Origin of the sequence: Pararhizobium sp. LjRoot238, assembly GCF_964252955.1 — a bacterium.
Taxonomy (GTDB): domain Bacteria; phylum Pseudomonadota; class Alphaproteobacteria; order Rhizobiales; family Rhizobiaceae; genus Pararhizobium.
Window position 1 is genome coordinate 3,011,326 of record NZ_CAXUPP020000001.1, and the last position, 19,745, is coordinate 3,031,070.

A 19,745-nucleotide genomic window follows, 5' to 3' on the forward strand; every position below is an offset into this window, starting at 1 on the left:
CGACAGAGCAGTTGTGCCCGGGCAACGGGGCGCAGAGATTGAGGTCGGAAATGGAGATTTGCACATGCCAGCCTCAAGCCGTCATCATCTGGTCGTCGTCGGAGGCGGATTCGGCGGCCTCCAGGTTGTCAGCGCCCTGAAAGGCGCGCCGCTCGACATTACTCTCGTCGACAAACGGAACCATCATCTTTTCCAGCCGCTTCTCTATCAGGTGGCCACGACGCTGCTCGCGACCTCGGAGATCGCATGGCCGATCCGCCGGCTATATCGCGACAGGCCGGAGGTGACGACGATTCTGGGCGAGGTTGACGACGTCGATGCGGGTGCGAAAACCATCAGGCTGACAAACGGTGGAAGTATATCTTACGACACACTGGTGCTGGCGACCGGTGCGACCCATACGTATTTCGGGAAAGACGAGTGGGAAGCGGTCGCTCCGGGTCTGAAAACGCTGGAGGATGCAACGACCATTCGAAGGCGCCTGCTGCTCGCGTTCGAGCGGGCGGAAGTCGAAACCGATCCGGCGGTGCGCCAAGCGCTTTTGACATTCACCATCATCGGCGCCGGGCCTACCGGTGTCGAACTGGCGGGTATTATCTCCGAACTCGCGCACTCCACCCTGCCGGAGGAGTTTCGGCGCATTGATACGCGCACGACGCGGGTTATCCTCGTGGAGGCCGGGCCGCGTGTGCTGCCGGGATTTTCCGAAGACCTATCGGCCTATGCGCATCGCGCGCTGGAAAAACGCGGCGTCGAAGTGCGCACCGGGCAGCGGGTAACGTCCTGCACTGAGGCCGGGGTCACGATAGATGACAATTTCATTGCGTGTCGCACGATGGTCTGGGCCGCGGGGGTTCAGGCGTCGCCGGCCGCCCGATGGCTCGGCATCGAGGCGGATCGTGCCGGCCGTGCAATCGTCGAGAAGAACCTCACCGCACCCGGGTATCCGGATATCTTCATCATCGGCGATACGGCTTCGGTCTTGCAGGAGGACGGTGCCCCGGTACCGGGTATCGCGCCGGCGGCAAAGCAGCAGGGGGCCTTCGTCGCAAAGGTCATCCGTGCCCGGTTGAATGGCCAGACGGAACCTGCCGGTTTCCGCTATCGCCACCAGGGCAGCCTGGCGACGATCGGCAAGCGGTCGGCGATCATCGATTTCGGACGCTTCAAAATGAAGGGGACACTCGCCTGGTGGATATGGGGGATCGCCCACATCTACTTCCTCATCGGCACGCGCAGCCGCTTCGCCGTTGCCTGGAGTTGGCTGTGGAGCTACCTCAGCGGCCAGCACAGCGCGCGGCTGATTACCCAAAAGGAGGCCATGCGCGATGGACCGGCGCAAGGCGGCGCCGAGCAATAGGCGCGTGCCGTGCCCTATCTGACGCGCTTGCACTCGAACTGATCGCCGCTCGCCATCGAGAGCCATTGCATCGAAGTGTCGGTCACAGCCGACAGCCCGATCTGATAACCGTCGTCGAAGGACAGGACGTAGTTGCCATCGACCTTTTCGACCTTGCGGATCGGCATCGGGCCTTCGCCCGCATCATATGCGTCGCCGGTAAAGGTGAAGGTCGAAACCTCGCAATCCCAGGTGCCGACATAGGGCGCCGTGTCGGCGGTAAAGCCTGTGGTCGCGGTAGCAAGCGCGATAACGGCCGCTGCCGCGATGAATTCCGGACGCATGGTTTTCCTCCCGAGCGGTCTCAGTTGTTGATGCCGGTCACAGCCCAATGGGATGAACTGCAATCGTCGTTGTCGCAGACGCCGCTCATCCAGACCGCGCCGTCTGCCAGCATGACGCCGTCGCTGTTGACGAAGAGCTGGTCATATTTCTGATTTGCAACGGCCTCGCGTGTCTCCGGCGTGACGAGGGCATCGAAATTTTCAATGAAATCGTTGGCGTTCTGAATGTCATAGCTCTCGCTATTGGCAGCGACCCGCAACGGGTATTCGGCGAGACCGGCGATCGTTGCCGCATCGCCGTTGCCCATCGCTTCCACCAGGCTCAACAGGGGCTCGGCAAGATCTCCGGCATTGCCATGCAGGGCTTCGATCCGGTTATAGACCTCTTCATCGGATTGAGCCTCGGCCGACACGGGCATCAGCATCAGGGCAGCGGTCAGGAGCATGGCGGCATTGTTCAGGGAAAGCATGAAAACTCCGGAAAGAGGGGGCATGTCGGCAGCCGCACAGTAGCGGAGCCGGTCTTGAAACGGAACCGGGGTGGGCGGGTGCCAGGGATCCATTTTGGGGTTTGTCTCTGGCTGCCTTCAATACGTTTGGCGGCGGCGCGATATTCGGAGAGCCGGTCTCAAATTCCTTCGCGAAGAAGAGGAGCCTTGACCGCCCTTCCGCTTTGCGGCATAAGCAGCGAACCGTACCGTACGGTACTGTGAATGGAGATGGATTTTTGCAGCTTGCCGCCCACCCGCATCAGCCGGATTATTCGCCGCGCCAGAACGCCGTTCTGGACAGCGCGTTGCGGTTGCTTGTCGATGGCGGCGAGAAGGCCTTGACGACGGCAGGCGTGGCGCGGGCGGCCAACTGTTCGAAGGAAAGCCTCTACAAATGGTTCGGTGATCGCGACGGCCTGCTTTCGGCGATGATCGGCTTCCAGGCGAGCAAGGTCCGTACGTTCGAAGATAACGCCGGGATATTGACTGCGGCGACGTTGCGGGAGCATCTGGTTCTCTTCGCGCGCGACCTGCTGGAGGTTCTGGCCGGCGACGTGTCGCTGGCGCTCAACCGGCTGGCGATCGGGCAGGCGAGCCGGGAGGGCTCCAAGCTCGGAGCGATGTTGCAGGAGCGTGGCCGGCGGCAGGTCGGCAAGCGGGCGGGGGCGTTGCTGGAAGCGGGGCGTCGTGCCGGGCTTCTCGCGTTCGAAGACCGTGACGAGGCCTATGACACGCTTTATGGCCTGATTGTTTCCGATCTGCATCTGCGCATGCTGCTCGGTGAGGATAGCGGCCGGATGGCCAAGGATTTCGGACGGAGAGCGGAGCGGGCGGTTTCGGCCTTCCTTCGCCTCTACGGCCGTGAAATGGGTTCGGTCCAGTCCTAGAGGATGGCCGGAAGTATCTGGAAGAGACAAGCAAAGGGAAGGAAATTACAATGCGCGTCTATTACGATCGTGATGCCGATCTCAACCTCATCAAGTCCAAGAACGTCGTTATCGTCGGTTATGGTTCGCAGGGCCGCGCCCATGCGCTGAACCTGAAGGACTCCGGCGCCAACAACGTCGTCATCGCGCTGAAGGCCGGTTCGGCCACCATCAAGAAGGCCGAAGCCGACGGCTTCAAGGTCATGACCGTTGCCGACGCCGCCAAGTGGGGCGACCTCATCATGATGGCGACCCCGGACGAACTGCAGGCCGACATCTACAAGGCCGAAATCGCCCCGAACATCCGCGACGGCGTTGCGATCGCTTTCGCGCACGGCCTCAACGTTCATTTCGGCCTGATCGAGCCGAAGGAAACGCTCGACGTCGTCATGATCGCGCCGAAGGGCCCGGGCCACACGGTTCGCGGCGAATACCAGAAGGGCGGCGGCGTTCCCTGCCTCGTTGCCGTTGAGAAGAACGCCTCGGGCAACGCGCTTGACCTCGCTCTCTCCTACGCCTGCGGCGTCGGCGGCGGCCGGTCGGGCATCATCGAGACCAACTTCAAGGAAGAATGCGAAACCGACCTCTTCGGCGAACAGGTCGTTCTCTGCGGTGGTCTGGTCGAACTGATCCGCGCCGGTTTCGAAACCCTGGTTGAAGGCGGTTATGCGCCGGAAATGGCCTATTTCGAATGCCTGCACGAAGTGAAGCTGATCGTCGACCTGATCTATGAAGGCGGCATCGCCAACATGAACTACTCGATCTCCAACACGGCAGAATGGGGCGAATACGTCACCGGCCCGCGCATCATCACGGCTGAGACAAAGGCTGAGATGAAGCGCGTCCTGCACGACATCCAGACCGGCAAGTTTACCTCCGACTGGATGCAGGAATACCGTTCGGGTGCTGCCCGCTTCAAGGGCATCCGCCGCATGAACGACAACCACCAGATCGAAGAAGTCGGCGCCAAGCTCCGCGGCATGATGCCATGGATCGGCAAGAATAAGCTGGTCGACAAGGCGAAGAACTAACCTTTGCTGCAAAGCAATATTAGCCTGTTGCACTTTCTCTATACTGAGCGCCGGAGAGAAATCTCCGGCGTTTCCATTTGTCGGCGGTCGTCATTCGGTAATATTTGGAACATTTAGGCTTTTGCAGTATTCTGTTTGGCGGGAGGATGCTGTGATGGAGACCTTCTTCTACCATTTCGCCTTGTTTGATGCCTTGATTCTCGGTGCTATCGTGTTGCTGCTGGCTTTGAGCATGTTTGGGCACCACGAGGCCTGATCCAATCTTCTGTAGGGCGGCGCCAAGGCGATAACGAGGCGGTCGCCGCGCGGGTCGGTGTTTGTAAATGACGGTAAGCTCCGTTGGCGCGATCAAATCGCTGTTGAACGCCGTGCCTGTCCTCATGAATTGTCATCATTTCGAATTGGCGCCATTTCGCGCACGTCCCGCATTACGCTGAGAACGACCGGGTAACCCGTCGTCGACTTGTTTTGGCCCCACCGTCAGCCGAATAAGCAGAGAAAAGGTGGCTCAACGTCGATATATAGGTCAGTATTATTGACTTAATAGGCCGGTCGTGTTGTGTTCCGGCAAAATCATAATCTGAGGAAACATCCATGCTCGATTGGGAAAAGATATTCGCGACGCGGTCTTCACGGATGCGCGCTTCGGAAATCCGCGAACTGCTGAAACTGCTGGACCGGCCAGACATCATCTCCTTTGCCGGCGGCATCCCCGATCCGGCGCTGTTTCCGGATGAGGACTTCAAGGCTGCCTATGCCGACATCTTCGGCGGACCTGCCGTCAGTGCTGCCCTGCAATATTCGGTCAGTGAAGGCTACCTGCCGCTGCGCCGGTGGCTTGCCGGTCGCATGGCTGCCATCGGCATCCCTTGCGAACCGGAAAACATCCTGATCACCTCCGGCTCGCAGCAGGCGCTCGATTATCTCGGAAAACTCTTCCTGTCGCCGAACGATACGGCGCTGGTGACCTGGCCGACCTATCTCGGCGCGCTGCAGGCCTTCAATGCCTATGAGCCCGCCTACGACCAGCTGTCGCTGTCCGGCAATCGCACGCCGCAGGCCTACCGCGACGCGGCCACTGAGGCCGGCGGCCGGGTGAAGTTCGCCTATATGTCGGCCGAGTTCGCCAACCCGACCGGTGAAACGCTCGACCTGGCTGCGCGTGAAAAGGTTCTCGAGCTTGCGGAAGAACTCGACATCGCCGTCATTGAAGATGCCGCCTATCAGTCGCTGCGTTACGACGGCGAAGCCGTTCCGCCGATCCTGGCGCTCGAGATCGCCCGCAACGGCTCGATCAACGAAACCCGCACGATCTACTGCGGCAGCTTCTCCAAGACGCTGGCGCCTGGCCTGCGCGTCGGCTGGGTCTGTGCCTCCAACACGGTCATTCGCAAGCTCGTGCTGATGAAGCAGGCGGCCGACCTGCATTCCTCGACCATCAATCAGATGGCAATCTGCCACGTTGCCGAGCGGGGCTTCGACAAACAGGTGGCCAAGCTCAAGGCCGTGTACAGCAAGCGGCGTGACGCCATGCTGGCCGCCTTGGCCAAATACATGCCGAGCGGCGTCAGCTGGACGGTGCCGGAGGGCGGCATGTTCGTCTGGCTGACCTTGCCCGCCGGCATGGATGGTGCCGACCTGCTGGCCAAATCGCTGGCGACCGCCAAGGTCGCCTTCGTGCCCGGCAAGGCATTCTTCGCCGACGGTTCCGGCGCCAACACCTGCCGCGTCAGCTTCTCCTGCGCCGACGAGGCGATGATCGAGGAGGGGATTTCCCGCCTCGGCGGGCTGATCGGCGAGGAAGCTCTGGCGGCCTAACTCTTGTCTTCGAGGCAGGCGACGGCCGCCTCGAAGATCACATCCGGGAGCACGTCGAACGCATAGGGCATGTGGACGCGCTCCCATTTCTGATGATAGTCGCGGCCCCATGGGCCGATATTGACCACCGGATAGGACAAGAGCCCGTCCGGTGCCTTGTCGACGAAGGCCGAGCACGGCGTGCTGCTGGACAGAAGCTGCGTCTGCTCCATTGCCGGACGATGCCCGAAGAAGCTCATGTCGGATATGCCGGCGAAGAACTGCTTGGCCTTGATGCTAGTCCGATGCCGTTCTGCGCATTTTTGCGTGGCGAACATCATGTTCCGTTCGAAGGTACGACCTTCCTCTCCGGCGCTGTCCAGATGGACGCGCGGATAGTGCAGGGTGGAGAAGCCAACAATGACCAGCGGGCCTTCAAGCCCGGCCTCTGCAAGCGTCGCAGCGACGATCTGGCGGGTAACCGCGAGCGGATCCTCGCCGCCTGATGGGGATTGATTGAGGGTCGTCAGCCGGTCGGCCGCAGCCTGCCCGCCATGGGTGACCGCCAGTTTATGCAATTCAGCATAGGACAATACCTGTCCCTCGAGCGCCATAGCGTGGCCAGAGCCCTGGCGCTCGAAAAAACGCCGTGCATTGTGTGTTTGCGCCTCGAGCGCCGTGCGCATGGCGGTACCGACCAGTGCGCGGAATTCGTTGAGAATATCTTCCGGCGTGCGCCGGTGCGTCAGCCAGTTGAACGACAGCCAGACATGGGCGGGTGTGGTGACCTCGTAACCGTGGCGCACATCCTTGGCTTCCAGGCAGACCGGTGCGGGTGAAAGCTCGCCATGGGCCTCGTCGCAAAGGGCGCTGTTCATCTCCATGGCGCGCATGATTTCGGCGCCGATCATATGGGCGCTGACGCCGTCGAAGGCGTAGCCGGCATGGGTCGGCCGGCCGGCGACAAAGGCGAAGGGCGAGAACTTGCCGACCGAGCCCAAATAGATGGCGCGGCCTTCCGCTCCATCACCATCGTCACCGCTGGCATCGAGGTTGATGCCGCCGATGATGTCGAGATCGAATTTTTCGGCGATGGCGGGCAGGGCGTCGCGCAGGGAGCGCATGCCGCGCGACTGGTTCTCTTCGTCCGGCGTGGCGACGAACAGGAGGTTGCCCGGTGGCTCGTCAAGTTCGGCAAACCGTTCCAGCGCGGCGATGCCGGCGGCAAGGCCGCTCTTCATGTCGAGCAAGCCGCGGCCGGCGAGGAAATCGCCGCTCAGCAGATCGGTGAGCGCCTTGTCCTCCGCCGGGTTCCGCGCCTTGTTCGACAGTTCCTCGATCAGTGCCCTGGTGAGCGCTTCCGGCTCGCAGGCAAGCGACGCCAGCGAGCCGTAGTTGGCGATCGAGACGGTATCGAAATGCCCCGCCAGCACGAGGCAGCGGCGGCCTTTGCCGCGCACCAGCGCCAGCACGTTCTGCCGGACCGGATCGCCGTGGCTGTCGAGCGCCAGCAGTTGCTCCGGGTGCTTCCTGAAATAGGCGGTCTGGCCAAGCAACGCCATCAGGCGCCCGGAAAAGGCAGCCTCGTCATTGCTCTCCGTCACACTTGGCCAACGGGTCATTTCAATGGACAATTCGCCGGCGCGCGACAGCGGATTGGGAATGGTCGAGGGGCGGTTGGATGGCATTGGGTCGGTCCTCTGGAGAGACTGGCTGGGGCCTGCATTGATGAGGCTGACGAACACTAGCGGGCCGGTCGATGAAGCGAAACGGCAATAATATGGAGATTTGCTTGATATTTCTGTCATAATGACATGAAAGATTAGCAAATTGGTAAGGGGCTAGGCTTCATGGACAATACGGACCGGCGCTTGCTGGCAATCCTCAGAACGGATGGTCGCGCTTCGATCTCGAAGCTGGCGGATCTGCTGAAAATATCGCGCGGAACGGTGCAGAACCGGATCGACCGGCTTACCGCCGATGGCATAATCGCCGGCTTCACCGTCCGCATCGCGGCGGCTGAGGATCCGCATGCGGTTCGCACCGTCATGCTGATCGAGATTACCGGCCAGAAAACAGTGTCGGCGATCAAGACTCTACGCGGTATCCCGGAAATTCGCGCGCTCCACACGACGAACGGCGCCTGGGATCTCGTCGCCGAGATCCAGACGGAGAACCTTGCCGAATTCGACCGCGTGCTGCGTCATATCCGGGCGCTGGAAGGGGTATCGAAATCGGAAACGAGTTTGCTGCTGACGACGATTTGAGGCGCCTCAGTTGCATTCAAATCACAAAATGACTAGATTGCTGACTAGTCATTTTTTGGGGCAAATCGATGCGAGAATGGCCGGTTCAGGATGCGAAAGCTCATTTCAGCGAATTTCTTGACACATGTTTGACAGAAGGGCCGCAGCTTGTATCGCGGCGAGGCGAGGCGAAAGCCGTGCTGGTACCGCTTGACGCATGGAATGACCTCAACAAACGGGCAAAACCAGGCGTGAAAGACGTCCTGCTGGCCGACGAGCCTCGATTTGTAATGGACATTCCTTCACGCAAGGAGTGGGAGTGGCGGTCGATCCCGGCTGAGGAATAGGCAGTGTATCTTCTCGATACCAATGTCGTTTCCGAGTTGCGGCGACCGAAGCCGCATGGCGCCGTACTCGCCTGGATCGCCGCGACGGATGAGCGAATGCTTGCGGTTTCTGCAATCACCATCGGGGAAATTCAGCGTGGCATCGAAGCGGCGCGCGAACAGGACAGCCAGCGCGCCGGTTCGATCGAGGCGTGGCTTGGCCAGTTGATGCAAAGCACGAGTGTTTTGCCTCTTGATGGGCAATGCATGATCGAATGGGCGAAGCTCATGCATCGGCGTGATCCGCACCTCGTTGCTGATGCCATGATCGCGGCGACGGCGATTATCCACGGCCTCACTGTCGTCACCCGGAACGTTCGGGATTTCGAGCATTTCCCGGTGAAATTGCTCAATCCCTTTGAAACCAGATAGCTTCGGCTTATACGTGCGGCCCCAGCAGCGACAAATCCGCTTCACCGAGCCGGTCCTTGGCGGTACGTAGCTGGTGCCAGTAAGGGTAGAGCACGGGCGGGACGCTGACGTCGTCGAGGCGCTGGCGTTCTTCGGCAGACAAAACGAGGTCGGCGCTCGCGAGGTTGTCCTTGAACTGGGCTTCGGTGCGGCCGCCGATGATGACGGAGGTGACGGCCTTGCGGCCGATCAGCCAGGCGAGCGCCACCTGTGCCGCAGAAATGTTGCGGCTTCCCGCGATATCGACGAGCGTGTCGACGATGGTCCAGAGGCGGTCCTCGTCGCGGATCGGCGGCTCATCCCAGCCGGCCAGCTGGCGTGAGCCCTCCGCTGTCTTGTTGCGCCGGTGCTTGCCGGAGAGAAGGCCACCGGCCAGCGGGCTCCAGACCAGAACGCCGAGGCCCTGGTCGATCGAGATCGGCAGGAGTTCATATTCGGCGTCGCGCGACTCGAGCGTGTAGTGGATCTGCTGGCTGACGAAGCGCTGGCGATGGTCGGCGGCGCTGACGCCGAGCGCCTTCATGATGTGCCAGCCGGAGAAATTCGAGCAACCGATATAGCGCACCTTGCCCTGGCGCACGAGCATGTCGAGCGCTTCCATGGTCTCCTCAAGCGGCGTCTGACCGTCCCATTCGTGCAACTGATAGAGATCGATGACATCGGTCTTCAGGCGTTTCAAACTCGCCTCGCAGGCGCGGATCAGATGGTGCCGGGAGGAACCGGCGTCGTTCGGGCCGTCGCCCATCGGAAAGCGGGCCTTGGTTGCGATCAGCACGCCGTTCTTGCGCTTGCCGCCGGTAATTTCACCGATGATTTCTTCCGACACACCTTGCGAATAGACATCCGCCGTATCGATCAGGTTGACGCCGGCATCGAGGCAGAGATCGACGAGCCTGCGCGCGTCATTGACGCCGAGGTCGCCGACGGTCTTGGCCCAGCCTTTGCCGCCAAAGGTCATGGTACCCATGGTCAGTGTCGAAACCTTGAGGCCGGAGCGACCGAGAAGACGATATTCCATGATGATATCCCACTCGATTTGAGAATGTGCAGACGCGGCGAAGTTAGAGCCGCTCAGCGAAAAGGAAAGGGGCGGCGGCTGGAAAACCGCCGCCTGTCATCACGTCGCGCCTATATTCAATCCTTGGCAAGGACGATGACACTGTCGGTTTCGCCGTAGAGCAGCTTTTCCGACTTCGCAGGATTGACGGTAACGCCGCCGAGCTTGCGCAGATCCGGACCGCCGTCGCGCTGCCGGCGATAGCCGATGGCCACTTCGCCGCGGCGCAGGGCGGCGAGGCAGATCGTGTAGAAGGTCACCGGTTCGCCGATCGCCACATAGTCGCTGACCGGGCGCATGTAGATTTCCGACCCGTCCTCGTCGAGAAGCTCATCGAAGATGGCTGCCATGGATTCATTCTCGGAGGCCTGGGCCAGCATCAGGCTCACCAGCTTGTTGCTGACGACGAAATCGTCGGCGCGGGTCACTTCCGCCAGTTCCCGGTTGCGCACGTCCGTCATCTCGCTGACGACGCTGATATGCCGGCCCGCCTGTTCGGCGATCTTGCGCAGTTGCAGCAGCGTCACCAGCGTGCGGGTATCGGCCGGCTGCGGCGCCATGTGGTCGCTGTAGCCGAGAACGAGCACATGGTCGTAGCCCGGGATGTCGAGCGCCTCGAGTTCGGCGCGGCTACTCGTGTCTATCACGTGGTAATCGACGGCCATATTGCCGTTGGCAACCTTGAGGGCTTTGATGTCGTCCTCCAGTTCCGGCGTATCGGCTGCGATCGTGAGGAGCGAGCCGGGGGCGACATAGCGCGACAGTTCGAAGGTGATGATCGGTCCGCGCCGGTTCCAGCCGAGCAGCAGCGTTCGCTCCGGGCCAGGGTCGCGTGCTTCGCCGGGCAGGATGGCGTCCTTCTCGATATGAATTTCATTGTTCCCCGATGTGATCGCGGCATCGTCCTCGGCGATGATGACGGCGCGCTCGCCCTGCTTGAAGATGCGGCCTGGCGGCGGATTGAGATGCACCTTGCCCCCTTCGTCACAAAGCCCGATCAGCGTCGAGGTCTCATAGGCCATGACGGCGGCGGCAAAGCTCTTGCCGGTGATGTCGGGCTGCTCCAGCGTGTAGATCTCGCAGCCATCGAAATCGAGCAGTTCGGAATAGACGGCGCTGAGCCCCGACTGTCGGCTGGAATGCACGACGATGCGGGAAATCAGGTCGTCGGCCAGAATGAGCTGCAATTCGCTGCCGCCGACGATGCGGGCGACATCGGCATTCCTGCTGTCGCGGATTTCGGCGGCGATCTGATAGGGCTTGCTCCGGCGGTTGGGATCATTGACGAGCGCGAGCACGCTCTTGATCACCTGCGAATCCGGATCGTCGCCCTCCGGCGAAAGCACGATGACTGAGCGGGAGGTCTGTGGATTGACGATGTTCAAATCATAGAGGTCGGTCGGATCGCCGCTGCGGCAGATGATCCTGGTGTTCTTCAGATCTGCCACCTTGGTGGCGATCTCGTCCTCCATCTCCACCTTGTCCTTGTGGGCCATGATGACGATGCGGGGCTTCCTGCGGCTGGTATTGGCGATGACCAGTTCGGAAATCACGTCGAAGATCGAGGGCGACCAGTTGAGGATGATCGTGTGGTGGTTTTCAAGCACCTGGGAGCGGCCCTTGCGCAGGTCCTCCAGCTTGTTTTCGAGGCCGGAACTCAACACGCCGATCAGTGCCGAGAAGACGAAGATGCCGGCGATCGTGACGAACAGCGACACGCCACGAAAACTCCAGCCGACGTCTCCACCCATGGCCCCGGCGTCCATGGTCCGCATCAGCGATTCCCAGGCACCTTCGAAGAAGCTCACCGGTTGACCGCCTTCCGGCGCAATCCGGGTGAGAGCGAGGAAGCCGCCGGCGACGACGATGACGATCAGGGAAATGACCGTCAACCAGCCGATCAGCGCGATCGGCCCGGCGGCCATGCTCTTGTCGAACTCATAGCGCAGCCGCGCGCCCCATGGCGTCGTACCCTTGCTCATCGATCTCCCCTGGCCCCGCACTCTGCGCCCGACTCTCGAATCGCAGATATTCCTAATATAATCAACAAGTTTAGGCGGTCGCGGGCGAATCCCCCCAGATATATTGACCTGCCCGGAACATGTCGTCGCCGATCTGCAGGGGATACTGCTGCAGGTGGAATGCTGCGTCTTTGCGGGTGAGCGTTTTGCCCTGTCGTTGCGGACGGCGGGCGGGCAAGGCCTCAAGGCCCATTCCGCGACTGCCGTTCCCTCCGGGGCTTTGCAGCCCCTGCTGTGAGCATACGCAGCTTGCTGTCAGTATCCGCCCGAACATTGCCAGCGGATCACCTCGCAGCCATAGGCATGGTTGGAGCATGCTGCTAGCGCCGCCCGTTGGGCCTGCCTGCGTCCGCCTGCCCAGTCTGCGCCCCAGCCGCCGTCCGGTCCGCGCGCCACCGCGCCGCAGGCGTTCTTGAACCAGATGGCCACGCGGCAATCGCCGGCATACTTGTAGCAATGGGACTGCGCGACCTCCTCGGCCTCCCACCGCGACGAGTAATCATGCGACCAACCCGTTGCCCCCGTCGCGGGAGAGAGCGAGATTGCGCCGAAACTGTCGGCGTGGGCCGCAGCAGCGCCCGTCCCGAGCAGAGGGATCATGATGAGCGCGGTTTTCAGTGTCGGTTTCCAATTTCGCATTTGCGGTTCCCCCTTGCTGCGCTTTTCGTGCCGTGGATCGATCTTGCGGATGAGGAACGGCTCATCAAGCCTGGCTATTCGCCGGGAACCGACCACCCCAATTTTGGTCAGGTTGTAGCCCGGTGGGGAGGTGGGAACCGTCATGGAGAAAGGCGTTGGAGAAAGGCGTTCGACTTTTGCCGGTGATTGTCTAAAGTCGCGCCGATCGCATACGGAATCGTCTGATGTCCCTTCGCCTTGCCACGTTCAATATCGAAAACCTGATGAGCAGGTTCGATTTCTCCGGCTTTCGCAATAACCTCAAGCAGGACCGTGTTCTGCGGCTTTTCGACGTGAAGAGCGAGGCGGAATATCAGCGGCTTGAGGAAGCTCGCACGATCGCCCATACCGATGATACGCGGCAGATGTCGGCGCTGGCGATCGCCGATTGTGACGCCGATATCCTCTGCCTGCAGGAAGCCGACAACATGGCGGCGCTGCAGGCCTTCGAATATGGCTACCTGTTTCGCATGGTCGGCAGCGGCTACCGGCAGAAATACCTGATCGAGGGCAATGACAGCCGCGGCATCGATGTCGCGGTGCTTGTGCGCGAGGAAACCCGCGACGGCCAGAAGATCGAATGCATCGATGTGAAATCCCACGCCGCCGTCACCTATGCCGATTTCGATCTTTTCAACGATGCGCTCGCCGCGACCAACGTGCCGGGCGACCGCGTCTTCAAACGCGATTGCCTGGAACTGGAATTCCGCATCGGCGGGCGGCCGCTGACGCTGTTCGTCGTGCATTTCAAATCGATGGGACCGGCACGCGAGGGGCTCGACGGGCGCACGGCGACGATGCCGCTGAGAATGGCCGAGGCTGCGGCTGTGCGCCGCATCATCGAGACCCGCTTTGGCGCTGACACCATGGCGGGAAAGATGTTCGCCATCTGCGGCGACATGAACGACTATCAGGAGCGGATCGACGTGCTCGGCGACCGGCGCAACGGCTATAGTTTCGTGCCGCGGCAGGAAACGCAGAGCGCGCTGGACATTCTGAGCCACGACGGCTTTGTCGAAAACACCATGCGGCGGCGGCCCGAACTCGACCGATGGACGCTGTTTCACAGCCGTGGACCGGAGGAACGACACCTCTGTCAGCTCGACTATATCTGGCTTTCACCGGCCCTTGCCGAGCGCAACCCGGCAAGCGTGCCGGAAATCATCCGTGCCGGTCAGCCCTACCGCACGATCTTCCCGAAAGGACAGGAGGTCGAGCGCTATCCGAGAACCGGATGGGACCGGCCGAAAGCCTCCGACCATTGCCCGGTTGTCATTTCCCTCAATGTGTGATTGCCATGCAGCAACTGACCAGCAATATTTCCGAGTGGCCCGATGAACGCCTGATCTTTCCTGTCAGCCGCGTCGATTTGCGCATAATGGACGGACCGCATCCCTACTACCTCGCCGAGCGGGACAAGATCGCGGTAAACTGGGCGCAGGAAATTTCCGCCAATCCCGCCCTCTATGACGGCCGCATGATACTGCCCCGCGCGGTGCAAATTCGTGACGGCGTGATCTCAGGAGAAACGCATATCGTGCCGTTCTCGACATTCCTGTTGTGGCGAAAGACACGGCCGGTGGCGGCGGCAATCCACCTGTTCGCTCTGCCGGTCATTGTTTCGTCTGATGGCGCGGTGATCGCCATTCGCATGGGCAAGCACACCTCCAATCCGGGGCGCGTCTACTGCGCGGCCGGATCGCTGGATCCCGAGGATATCCGCGATGGCATCTGCGACATGGACAGCAACATGGCGCGCGAAGTGCTGGAAGAGACCGGGCTTGCCTTGTCCGATGCCGACAGCGTGTCGGGATTTCATGCACTGCACGACAGGGGCGTCATCACGGTTTTCCGTTCCCACAGGCTTTCCGCGACGGCCGCGGAGCTGATCGGACGTATCGCCGCTCATATCGCTCAGGATCCGGAGCCGGAAATCGACGAGGCCTTGGCCATCCGCAGCGCCGATCCGGGGCTGCATCGCTATCAGCCTTTCATGTCACCGATCCTGGAATGGGTTTTCAAGAACAAGCGGTGACGCTTTTACGCTTGCCGCAGGTTCTCTGCCGTGCAAGGTCTGGCGTTAAAAGACATACAGGGAAAAGACATACAGGGAGATTACCGTGGCGCGGCGTTATGCAATTTACGACGTCTTCACTGCCAACAGGCTGGAAGGAAATCCGCTGGCCGTCGTTTTCGATGGCGACGACCTGAGCGACGCGGCGATGCAGGCGATCGCCTGCGAGTTCAACCTGTCGGAGACTGTGTTCGTCAAGCCTGCCGAAAATCCTGCACATGCCGCCCGGCTGCGGATTTTTACGCCTGGCTACGAACTGCCCTTCGCGGGCCACCCCACGGTTGGCGCGGCGGTCGCTTTGGCAGAGGCCGCGCGTGGTGCTGACGACGAGGATTATGATCTTGTTCAGATGCTTGAGGAAAATGTCGGTCCTGTGCGCTGCGCGGTGCGGCGCCGGTCCCCATCGGCAACCTTCGCGGAATTCGACGTGCCGCGGAAGTCGGTGCAACTCGACGCCAAGTTCGACCGGCAGGAGATTGCCAATGCCTTCAGCCTGAAGGCGACGCAGATCGGTTTCGAGAACCACGTGCCGACCTTCTGGAGTGCCGGCGTTCCGTTCGTGATGATCCCCGTGCATGACGTGGCGGCGGCAGGCGCCGTCGAATTCGACGCAGCACTTTGGGAGCAGATCACGCCGATGGCCGAGGGACGGCTCGCCAGCGCCTATGTCTACTGTCGCGGCGGGATCAATCATGTCGCTCGCTTCCACACCCGCATGTTCGCGCCGGCCATGGGCATCGTCGAAGACCCGGCGACCGGCGCGGCGGTTGCCGCCTTTTCCGGGACTATCCACCATTTCGACCAGTTGATCGACGGGCATCATCCGTTCCTGATCGAACAGGGCGTCGAAATGGGCCGGCCATCGCTGTTGCACCTTCATCTCGACGTTTCCGGTGGTGAAATCGCAACCGCGCGCATAGGCGGACAGGCGGTGAAGATTGCGGCCGGCGAACTTTATCTTTGAAAAACAGGCCCTAAACGGCCAATACAGATTTTTTTGAGAAATCCCGAAAGAAAATCGCTGTGGGGGTAGACAAGCCCGGCGAAGGCCATTATACGCCCCATCAGACCGCAGCAACGCGGTTCTGGACGGGTGATTAGCTCAGTTGGTAGAGCAGCTGACTCTTAATCAGCGGGTCCACGGTTCGAGCCCGTGATCACCCACCAAATATTTCTCAAAGACCTCAACAGGTTCTTCGTCAGAGGCTTTACCTGGGGGTCGAGTGTTCGAATCACTCCCCCCGCAACCACGCTTTTCCACGCTAGAACCACAAAAACTACGATCCCCTCCGATGTCATTTGCTGGGTTGCCTCATGGGAAAAATTGCTTGGTGCACGGGTTGAGGTATAATCAAGCTCCCCCGAAAGTTGCGACTGCAAAATCTATGAAACTTCTAAGCTTCGGAGTCAGGCGACGATCTGGGGCGTAAAGAATGTGCAAGGGACGGGTCGGTACAGAATAGTCTGATAGCAGCGGTGCAAGCCTTCCATCTGCGAGACAGTCTTTCACGAGTTCCAATGGTTGCAAGATGATGCCCAATCCTTCGAGGGCTGCGCAGAGCAGTGGCTCGCCATGATCGACCATAAGTCGGCTGGTTATAGGAACTACCTCCCTCCCATCAGGCCCATCGAAAGTCCAGTGTGTCCGCAGCTCCGTATGTGAGAAGCCGAGGCACTCGTGCCTTTGCAGGTCCCATGGCGATGCCAAGGGGTCGCGTTTTTCGAGGTACGCAGGCGCCGCGCACAATACGAGGCGATAGGGGGCCAGTTGTCGCGCGATCAGGCCGCTGTCCGACAGCTCTCCAACACGGAATACAGCATCGTAGCCCTCTTCGATGAGGTCGACCGCACGATTGGCCAGAGTGAGTTCGACCGACACTTCCGGATACATCTTCATGTATTCGGGTAAGCGAGGAGCAAGGGTTCGCATGCCGAAGCTGACAGGGGCATTGATCCGCAGGCGCCCGCTTGGCACAGCACGGGTTTCTGCTGCCATGCTCTCCGCCGTCTCAACCTCCGACAGGATGATCTTGGCTCTTTCGTAGAAGATGCGACCAAAGTCCGTCAGGCTTTGGCGGCGGGTGGAGCGATGAAGCAGTTGGACACCCAGGTGCTGTTCGAGTTTCTGGACATGTTTTCCGACCAGTTGGGACGACATTTGCATGACTTCACCAGCCGCACTGAATGAACCGCTTTCAACAGCTCTGACAAATACTTCCATGCCTGTCAGTCGATCCATTTGAAACACTCCGTTTCAGGTAAAGCGACGATCGCGAGATTTATCTCGTTTCATTTCATCGTCAATATGCAGGCAATAGCAAAAGAGGATAAACCAATGAAAGTCGCGGTTATCGGAACGGGAAACATGGGCTCGGGATTTGCTCGGGCGTTCGCATCGGCAGGCGTTGACCTTGTCATCGGCCATCGCGACCCGGCCAAGGCCGCAGCACTGGCTGCCGAACTCGGCGCCACTGTTGAAGGTGGTGGAATTGGCGCCGCTGTAAGGCTCGGCGATATCGTTCTGCTTGCTCTCCCGTATCAGGCCGTCGCTTCCGTTCTCAGCGAAGCTGGAGATCTGACCGGGAAGATCCTGATCGATATCAGCAACCCGATCACCGCGGACTACAAGGAGCTTCTGCTGGGTCACACGACCTCCGCAGCCGAAGAAATCCAGAAAGTTGCTGCCGGGGCGCAGGTCGTCAAGGCGTTCAACACTATTTTCGCCGGCCTGATCTCACCCGAGGCCCGCGCGTCTAAAAAACTGCAAACCTTCGTTGCGGGCGATGACGCTGATGCGACTGCGAAAATACGCGAACTTGCTGAGAAGCTCTCGTTTGAGGCCGTCAATGCAGGCCCGCTCAGCAACAGTCGTTTTCTCGAGCCGATCGGAGAGATGAACATTCACTTCGGCTTCTTCCTTGGCATGGGGCCGACGGTCGCCCCTGCCTGGGTCCGCGTTTGACGGAAAAGCCAACGATGGGCGGCGATCTTCGCCGTCCATCGACGAATGGAGAAACGTATATGAATAAGCTCATAATCAGAGCAATTTGCGCAGCCCTGCTGACGTCATTCTCGAGTCAGGTGTTGGCTACCCCTGCAATCGAGGTGCTTGGCCGCGACTTTACATTTCCGAACCATGTCGAAGGCGTTCCCGGCAAGCTTTCCGATTTCAAAGGATTGCAGATCAACAGCTTTGAGACGAACGACGGAGCGAGGCTTTGCTACTGGGAAGCTGGCGAGGGCCGGCCGATCATCTTCGTTCCGGGGTGGAGAGCCAATGGTGCTGAATACGTCAACGTCATGTTCCTGCTAAGCAAGAAGTAGCGCGTTCTCGTGCTGGATCCACGCAATCAGGGTCTGTCCGAGAACGTTGACTATGGCACTCGGATCGCCACGCGTGAGCTGGTTCAGCGGCAAGGATACGAAAGCCAAAGCTGCTGTGGCAGCCGAAATCACCGAGAGCATCGTAAAAAACACTGGCACCGATGCCAGCTACATCTACGTCCTGTTCGAGGACATTGTGCCATCGGACTGGGCCGGCGCCGGCAAACTTTTCGGAGAAGCAACCGAGAAATCGTAGCGGCCATAACCTGGAGGCGCCGCGTGGGAGGCGCTTGCGTTGCGCATAAGCCAACCCGGGGTACGGACAACAAACGCCCGTGCTCCGTCAAACTGGAGGAACATAATGAATTTGATACGCACCATACCCTTGACCGGCGGCATGCTTTTCGCCGCAGAAGGCCATTCATTCGGTGCTTCATCTTCCACTCCGACCAGCGACTTTCGCCTGTCTGGTGTTTTACTCGAACACAGTATGTATAAAGGCGAGCCCGCCTTCAGGATAACGATGCCACATGAGGCAATACAGGATCCTCAAAAGGAACAGCTCGCCGACCGGGACTTCATGGCCTGGCTGCCCTTGGATTTTGGTGACGGAGTTATAGAAGTCGAAGTGGCGAGCGAGCTCGTGACTGATGCCCCCGCCTACGCCAGAGGCTTCATTGGTCTCACTTTCCGTATCGACAAGGAGGGTCGATTTGAAAGCATCTATCTGCGGCCCACGAACAGTGTCGCCAATGATCAGGTCCGCCGTAATCACAGCGTTCAGTATGTCGCTTATCCCGACTACAAGTTCGACAGGCTCCGACGCGAATCTCCGGTGAAGTACGAAAGCTATGCGGAGCTGGACCTGGGACGGTGGATCGCCATGAAGATCGTGGTGTCCGGCCAAAAGGCGGAACTTTATCTCGACAGCAAGACGCAACCCGCGCTCATCGTGAACGACCTCAAACTCGGACCTGACCAGCGCGGTGGCGTTGGCGTGTGGCTGGAATCCGGCACTGTCGCATATTTTCGGAACCTGAAGGTGACAGCCGCGCCATGACGATGAGGCTCAAAACCGGAAGGCTGTAATGCCCCTGCAATGCGGGAAGCCCAGCTTCACCGGACCCTCAATAACCAGGTCCAGTGCAATGAGCCTCCTTAGATCCGCCCTCAGGTTTCTTGCCCGCTATCTCCAGCCCATCATCGTTCTCGCTGTGCTCCTATCCGGTCCTTTGATTATCCTTCTGATGAAATAAGAAGGATTCGGACAATCCATTGAAACGGTTATGACGACGTCCGCTGACGATAATCGGGAAGGCGAAAGTCTACAGGAGTTGCAAGACGCTGTCGGTCATACTGATCACAAGGTTTCCGACTGCAAGCAGAGCCAACGCCTTCAGATAATCGCCGGCCATGAACAGGTAAATGGTTGCTGGGAACCGCACGAGTGCCGCGCCGATCTCCGGCCGAAGCGATAGTAGCGCCATCAGAACGCCCCAGAGCAAGGCGGCCTCAATGCCGAGCAGCCAGAAGGACAAACTTCCGATCGCGGGCCTGTATCGACGCAATGATCACATTGCCTTTGACGCTGGCTTCACAACGAAGGCGAACTTCTGAGAT

Annotated in this window: 23 protein-coding genes and 1 tRNA gene; 15 read left to right on the forward strand and 9 right to left on the reverse strand. The window is 60.1% G+C overall.

Annotation, left to right across the window (positions count from 1 at the left end):
• Positions 1-64: 64 nt before the first annotated feature.
• Complete coding sequence (locus tag ACSQ3F_RS14590; protein WP_436100875.1) at positions 65-1,360, forward strand: NAD(P)/FAD-dependent oxidoreductase; 1,296 nt, start codon at positions 65-67, stop codon at positions 1,358-1,360.
• 14 nt (positions 1,361-1,374) lie between these two features.
• Here ACSQ3F_RS14590 and ACSQ3F_RS14595 read toward each other — a convergent pair whose 3' ends face one another.
• Both ACSQ3F_RS14595 and ACSQ3F_RS14600 read right to left on the reverse strand, forming a co-directional pair.
• Positions 1,375-1,683 carry a hypothetical protein gene (locus ACSQ3F_RS14595; RefSeq protein ID WP_436100876.1) on the reverse strand — a complete coding sequence of 103 codons (309 nt, stop codon included), beginning with the start codon at positions 1,681-1,683 and terminating at the stop codon, positions 1,375-1,377.
• A gap of 20 nt (positions 1,684-1,703) precedes the next feature.
• A complete protein-coding gene (locus ACSQ3F_RS14600; protein WP_436100877.1) occupies positions 1,704-2,153 on the reverse strand; it encodes a hypothetical protein in 450 nt (149 codons plus the stop codon).
• A 257-nt stretch (positions 2,154-2,410) separates the two neighbouring features.
• On the opposite strand from ACSQ3F_RS14600, the gene ACSQ3F_RS14605 reads away from it, so the two are divergent.
• From ACSQ3F_RS14605 to ACSQ3F_RS14615, 3 genes are all read left to right on the forward strand, one after another.
• Positions 2,411-3,061: a TetR/AcrR family transcriptional regulator C-terminal domain-containing protein gene (locus ACSQ3F_RS14605; protein WP_436100878.1), complete on the forward strand. Its 651-nt coding sequence runs from the start codon at positions 2,411-2,413 to the stop codon at positions 3,059-3,061.
• 50 nt (positions 3,062-3,111) lie between these two features.
• Positions 3,112-4,131: a ketol-acid reductoisomerase gene (ilvC, locus tag ACSQ3F_RS14610; RefSeq protein WP_436100879.1), complete on the forward strand. Its 1,020-nt coding sequence runs from the start codon at positions 3,112-3,114 to the stop codon at positions 4,129-4,131.
• A gap of 594 nt (positions 4,132-4,725) precedes the next feature.
• On the forward strand, positions 4,726-5,949 hold the full coding sequence (locus tag ACSQ3F_RS14615) for a PLP-dependent aminotransferase family protein (RefSeq protein ID WP_436100880.1): 1,224 nt from the start codon (positions 4,726-4,728) through the stop codon (positions 5,947-5,949).
• Here ACSQ3F_RS14615 and ACSQ3F_RS14620 read toward each other — a convergent pair.
• Positions 5,946-7,616, reverse strand: a complete 1,671-nt coding sequence (locus ACSQ3F_RS14620) for a M20/M25/M40 family metallo-hydrolase (protein WP_436100881.1) — start codon at positions 7,614-7,616, stop codon at positions 5,946-5,948. The genes ACSQ3F_RS14615 and ACSQ3F_RS14620 overlap by 4 nt on opposite strands.
• Before the next feature lie 162 nt (positions 7,617-7,778).
• Between ACSQ3F_RS14620 and ACSQ3F_RS14625 the strand changes: the two genes are divergently transcribed.
• From ACSQ3F_RS14625 to ACSQ3F_RS14635, 3 genes are all read left to right on the forward strand, one after another.
• Positions 7,779-8,195, forward strand: a complete 417-nt coding sequence (locus tag ACSQ3F_RS14625; RefSeq protein WP_436100882.1) for an Lrp/AsnC family transcriptional regulator — start codon at positions 7,779-7,781, stop codon at positions 8,193-8,195.
• Positions 8,196-8,263: 68 nt separating this feature from the next.
• On the forward strand, positions 8,264-8,521 hold the full coding sequence (locus ACSQ3F_RS14630; protein ID WP_436100883.1) for a type II toxin-antitoxin system Phd/YefM family antitoxin: 258 nt from the start codon (positions 8,264-8,266) through the stop codon (positions 8,519-8,521).
• Between the two features lie 3 nt (positions 8,522-8,524).
• Entirely contained in the window at positions 8,525-8,932 is a 408-nt protein-coding gene (locus tag ACSQ3F_RS14635) for a type II toxin-antitoxin system VapC family toxin (protein WP_436100884.1), read from the forward strand.
• Between the two features lie 7 nt (positions 8,933-8,939).
• Here the strand turns inward: ACSQ3F_RS14635 and ACSQ3F_RS14640 are convergent, their stop codons facing one another.
• From ACSQ3F_RS14640 to ACSQ3F_RS14655, 4 genes are all read right to left on the reverse strand, one after another.
• Entirely contained in the window at positions 8,940-9,989 is a 1,050-nt protein-coding gene (locus ACSQ3F_RS14640; RefSeq protein ID WP_436100885.1) for an aldo/keto reductase, read from the reverse strand.
• A gap of 116 nt (positions 9,990-10,105) precedes the next feature.
• Entirely contained in the window at positions 10,106-12,010 is a 1,905-nt protein-coding gene (locus ACSQ3F_RS14645) for a CASTOR/POLLUX-related putative ion channel (RefSeq protein WP_436100886.1), read from the reverse strand.
• Positions 12,011-12,080: 70 nt separating this feature from the next.
• Complete coding sequence (locus ACSQ3F_RS14650) at positions 12,081-12,242, reverse strand: hypothetical protein (protein WP_436100887.1); 162 nt, start codon at positions 12,240-12,242, stop codon at positions 12,081-12,083.
• A 62-nt stretch (positions 12,243-12,304) separates the two neighbouring features.
• A complete protein-coding gene (locus tag ACSQ3F_RS14655) occupies positions 12,305-12,832 on the reverse strand; it encodes a DUF4189 domain-containing protein (protein WP_436100888.1) in 528 nt (175 codons plus the stop codon).
• 80 nt (positions 12,833-12,912) lie between these two features.
• Between ACSQ3F_RS14655 and ACSQ3F_RS14660 the strand changes: the two genes are divergently transcribed.
• The 4 genes from ACSQ3F_RS14660 to ACSQ3F_RS14675 all read left to right on the forward strand — a co-directional run bounded on the left by ACSQ3F_RS14660 (position 12,913) and on the right by ACSQ3F_RS14675 (position 15,968).
• The gene (locus ACSQ3F_RS14660; protein WP_436100889.1) at positions 12,913-14,019 is read left to right on the forward strand and encodes an endonuclease/exonuclease/phosphatase family protein; all 1,107 of its coding nucleotides are present in this window, start codon (positions 12,913-12,915) and stop codon (positions 14,017-14,019) included.
• A gap of 5 nt (positions 14,020-14,024) precedes the next feature.
• Positions 14,025-14,762, forward strand: coding sequence for an NUDIX hydrolase (locus ACSQ3F_RS14665; RefSeq protein WP_436100890.1), 738 nt, complete (start codon positions 14,025-14,027; stop codon positions 14,760-14,762).
• Between the two features lie 85 nt (positions 14,763-14,847).
• Entirely contained in the window at positions 14,848-15,765 is a 918-nt protein-coding gene (locus tag ACSQ3F_RS14670) for a PhzF family phenazine biosynthesis protein (protein ID WP_436100891.1), read from the forward strand.
• 127 nt (positions 15,766-15,892) lie between these two features.
• Positions 15,893-15,968, forward strand: a tRNA-Lys gene (locus ACSQ3F_RS14675).
• A 184-nt stretch (positions 15,969-16,152) separates the two neighbouring features.
• On the opposite strand, the gene ACSQ3F_RS14680 is transcribed toward ACSQ3F_RS14675, so the two are convergent.
• Positions 16,153-17,040, reverse strand: a complete 888-nt coding sequence (locus ACSQ3F_RS14680; protein WP_436100892.1) for a LysR family transcriptional regulator — start codon at positions 17,038-17,040, stop codon at positions 16,153-16,155.
• On the opposite strand from ACSQ3F_RS14680, the gene ACSQ3F_RS14685 reads away from it, so the two are divergent.
• The 4 genes from ACSQ3F_RS14685 (at position 17,041) to ACSQ3F_RS14700 (ending at position 19,185) form a co-directional block, all read left to right on the forward strand.
• Complete coding sequence (locus ACSQ3F_RS14685; RefSeq protein ID WP_436100893.1) at positions 17,041-17,763, forward strand: NADPH-dependent F420 reductase; 723 nt, start codon at positions 17,041-17,043, stop codon at positions 17,761-17,763. It abuts the gene before it with no gap.
• 14 nt (positions 17,764-17,777) lie between these two features.
• Entirely contained in the window at positions 17,778-18,125 is a 348-nt protein-coding gene (locus tag ACSQ3F_RS14690) for an alpha/beta fold hydrolase (protein WP_436100894.1), read from the forward strand.
• 73 nt (positions 18,126-18,198) lie between these two features.
• Positions 18,199-18,381: a tautomerase family protein gene (locus ACSQ3F_RS14695; protein WP_436100895.1), complete on the forward strand. Its 183-nt coding sequence runs from the start codon at positions 18,199-18,201 to the stop codon at positions 18,379-18,381.
• A 105-nt stretch (positions 18,382-18,486) separates the two neighbouring features.
• On the forward strand, positions 18,487-19,185 hold the full coding sequence (locus tag ACSQ3F_RS14700) for a hypothetical protein (protein ID WP_436100896.1): 699 nt from the start codon (positions 18,487-18,489) through the stop codon (positions 19,183-19,185).
• A 265-nt stretch (positions 19,186-19,450) separates the two neighbouring features.
• Here the strand turns inward: ACSQ3F_RS14700 and ACSQ3F_RS14705 are convergent, their stop codons facing one another.
• Positions 19,451-19,663 carry an AI-2E family transporter gene (locus ACSQ3F_RS14705; RefSeq protein ID WP_436100897.1) on the reverse strand — a complete coding sequence of 71 codons (213 nt, stop codon included), beginning with the start codon at positions 19,661-19,663 and terminating at the stop codon, positions 19,451-19,453.
• Between the last annotated feature and the right edge of the window lie 82 nt (positions 19,664-19,745).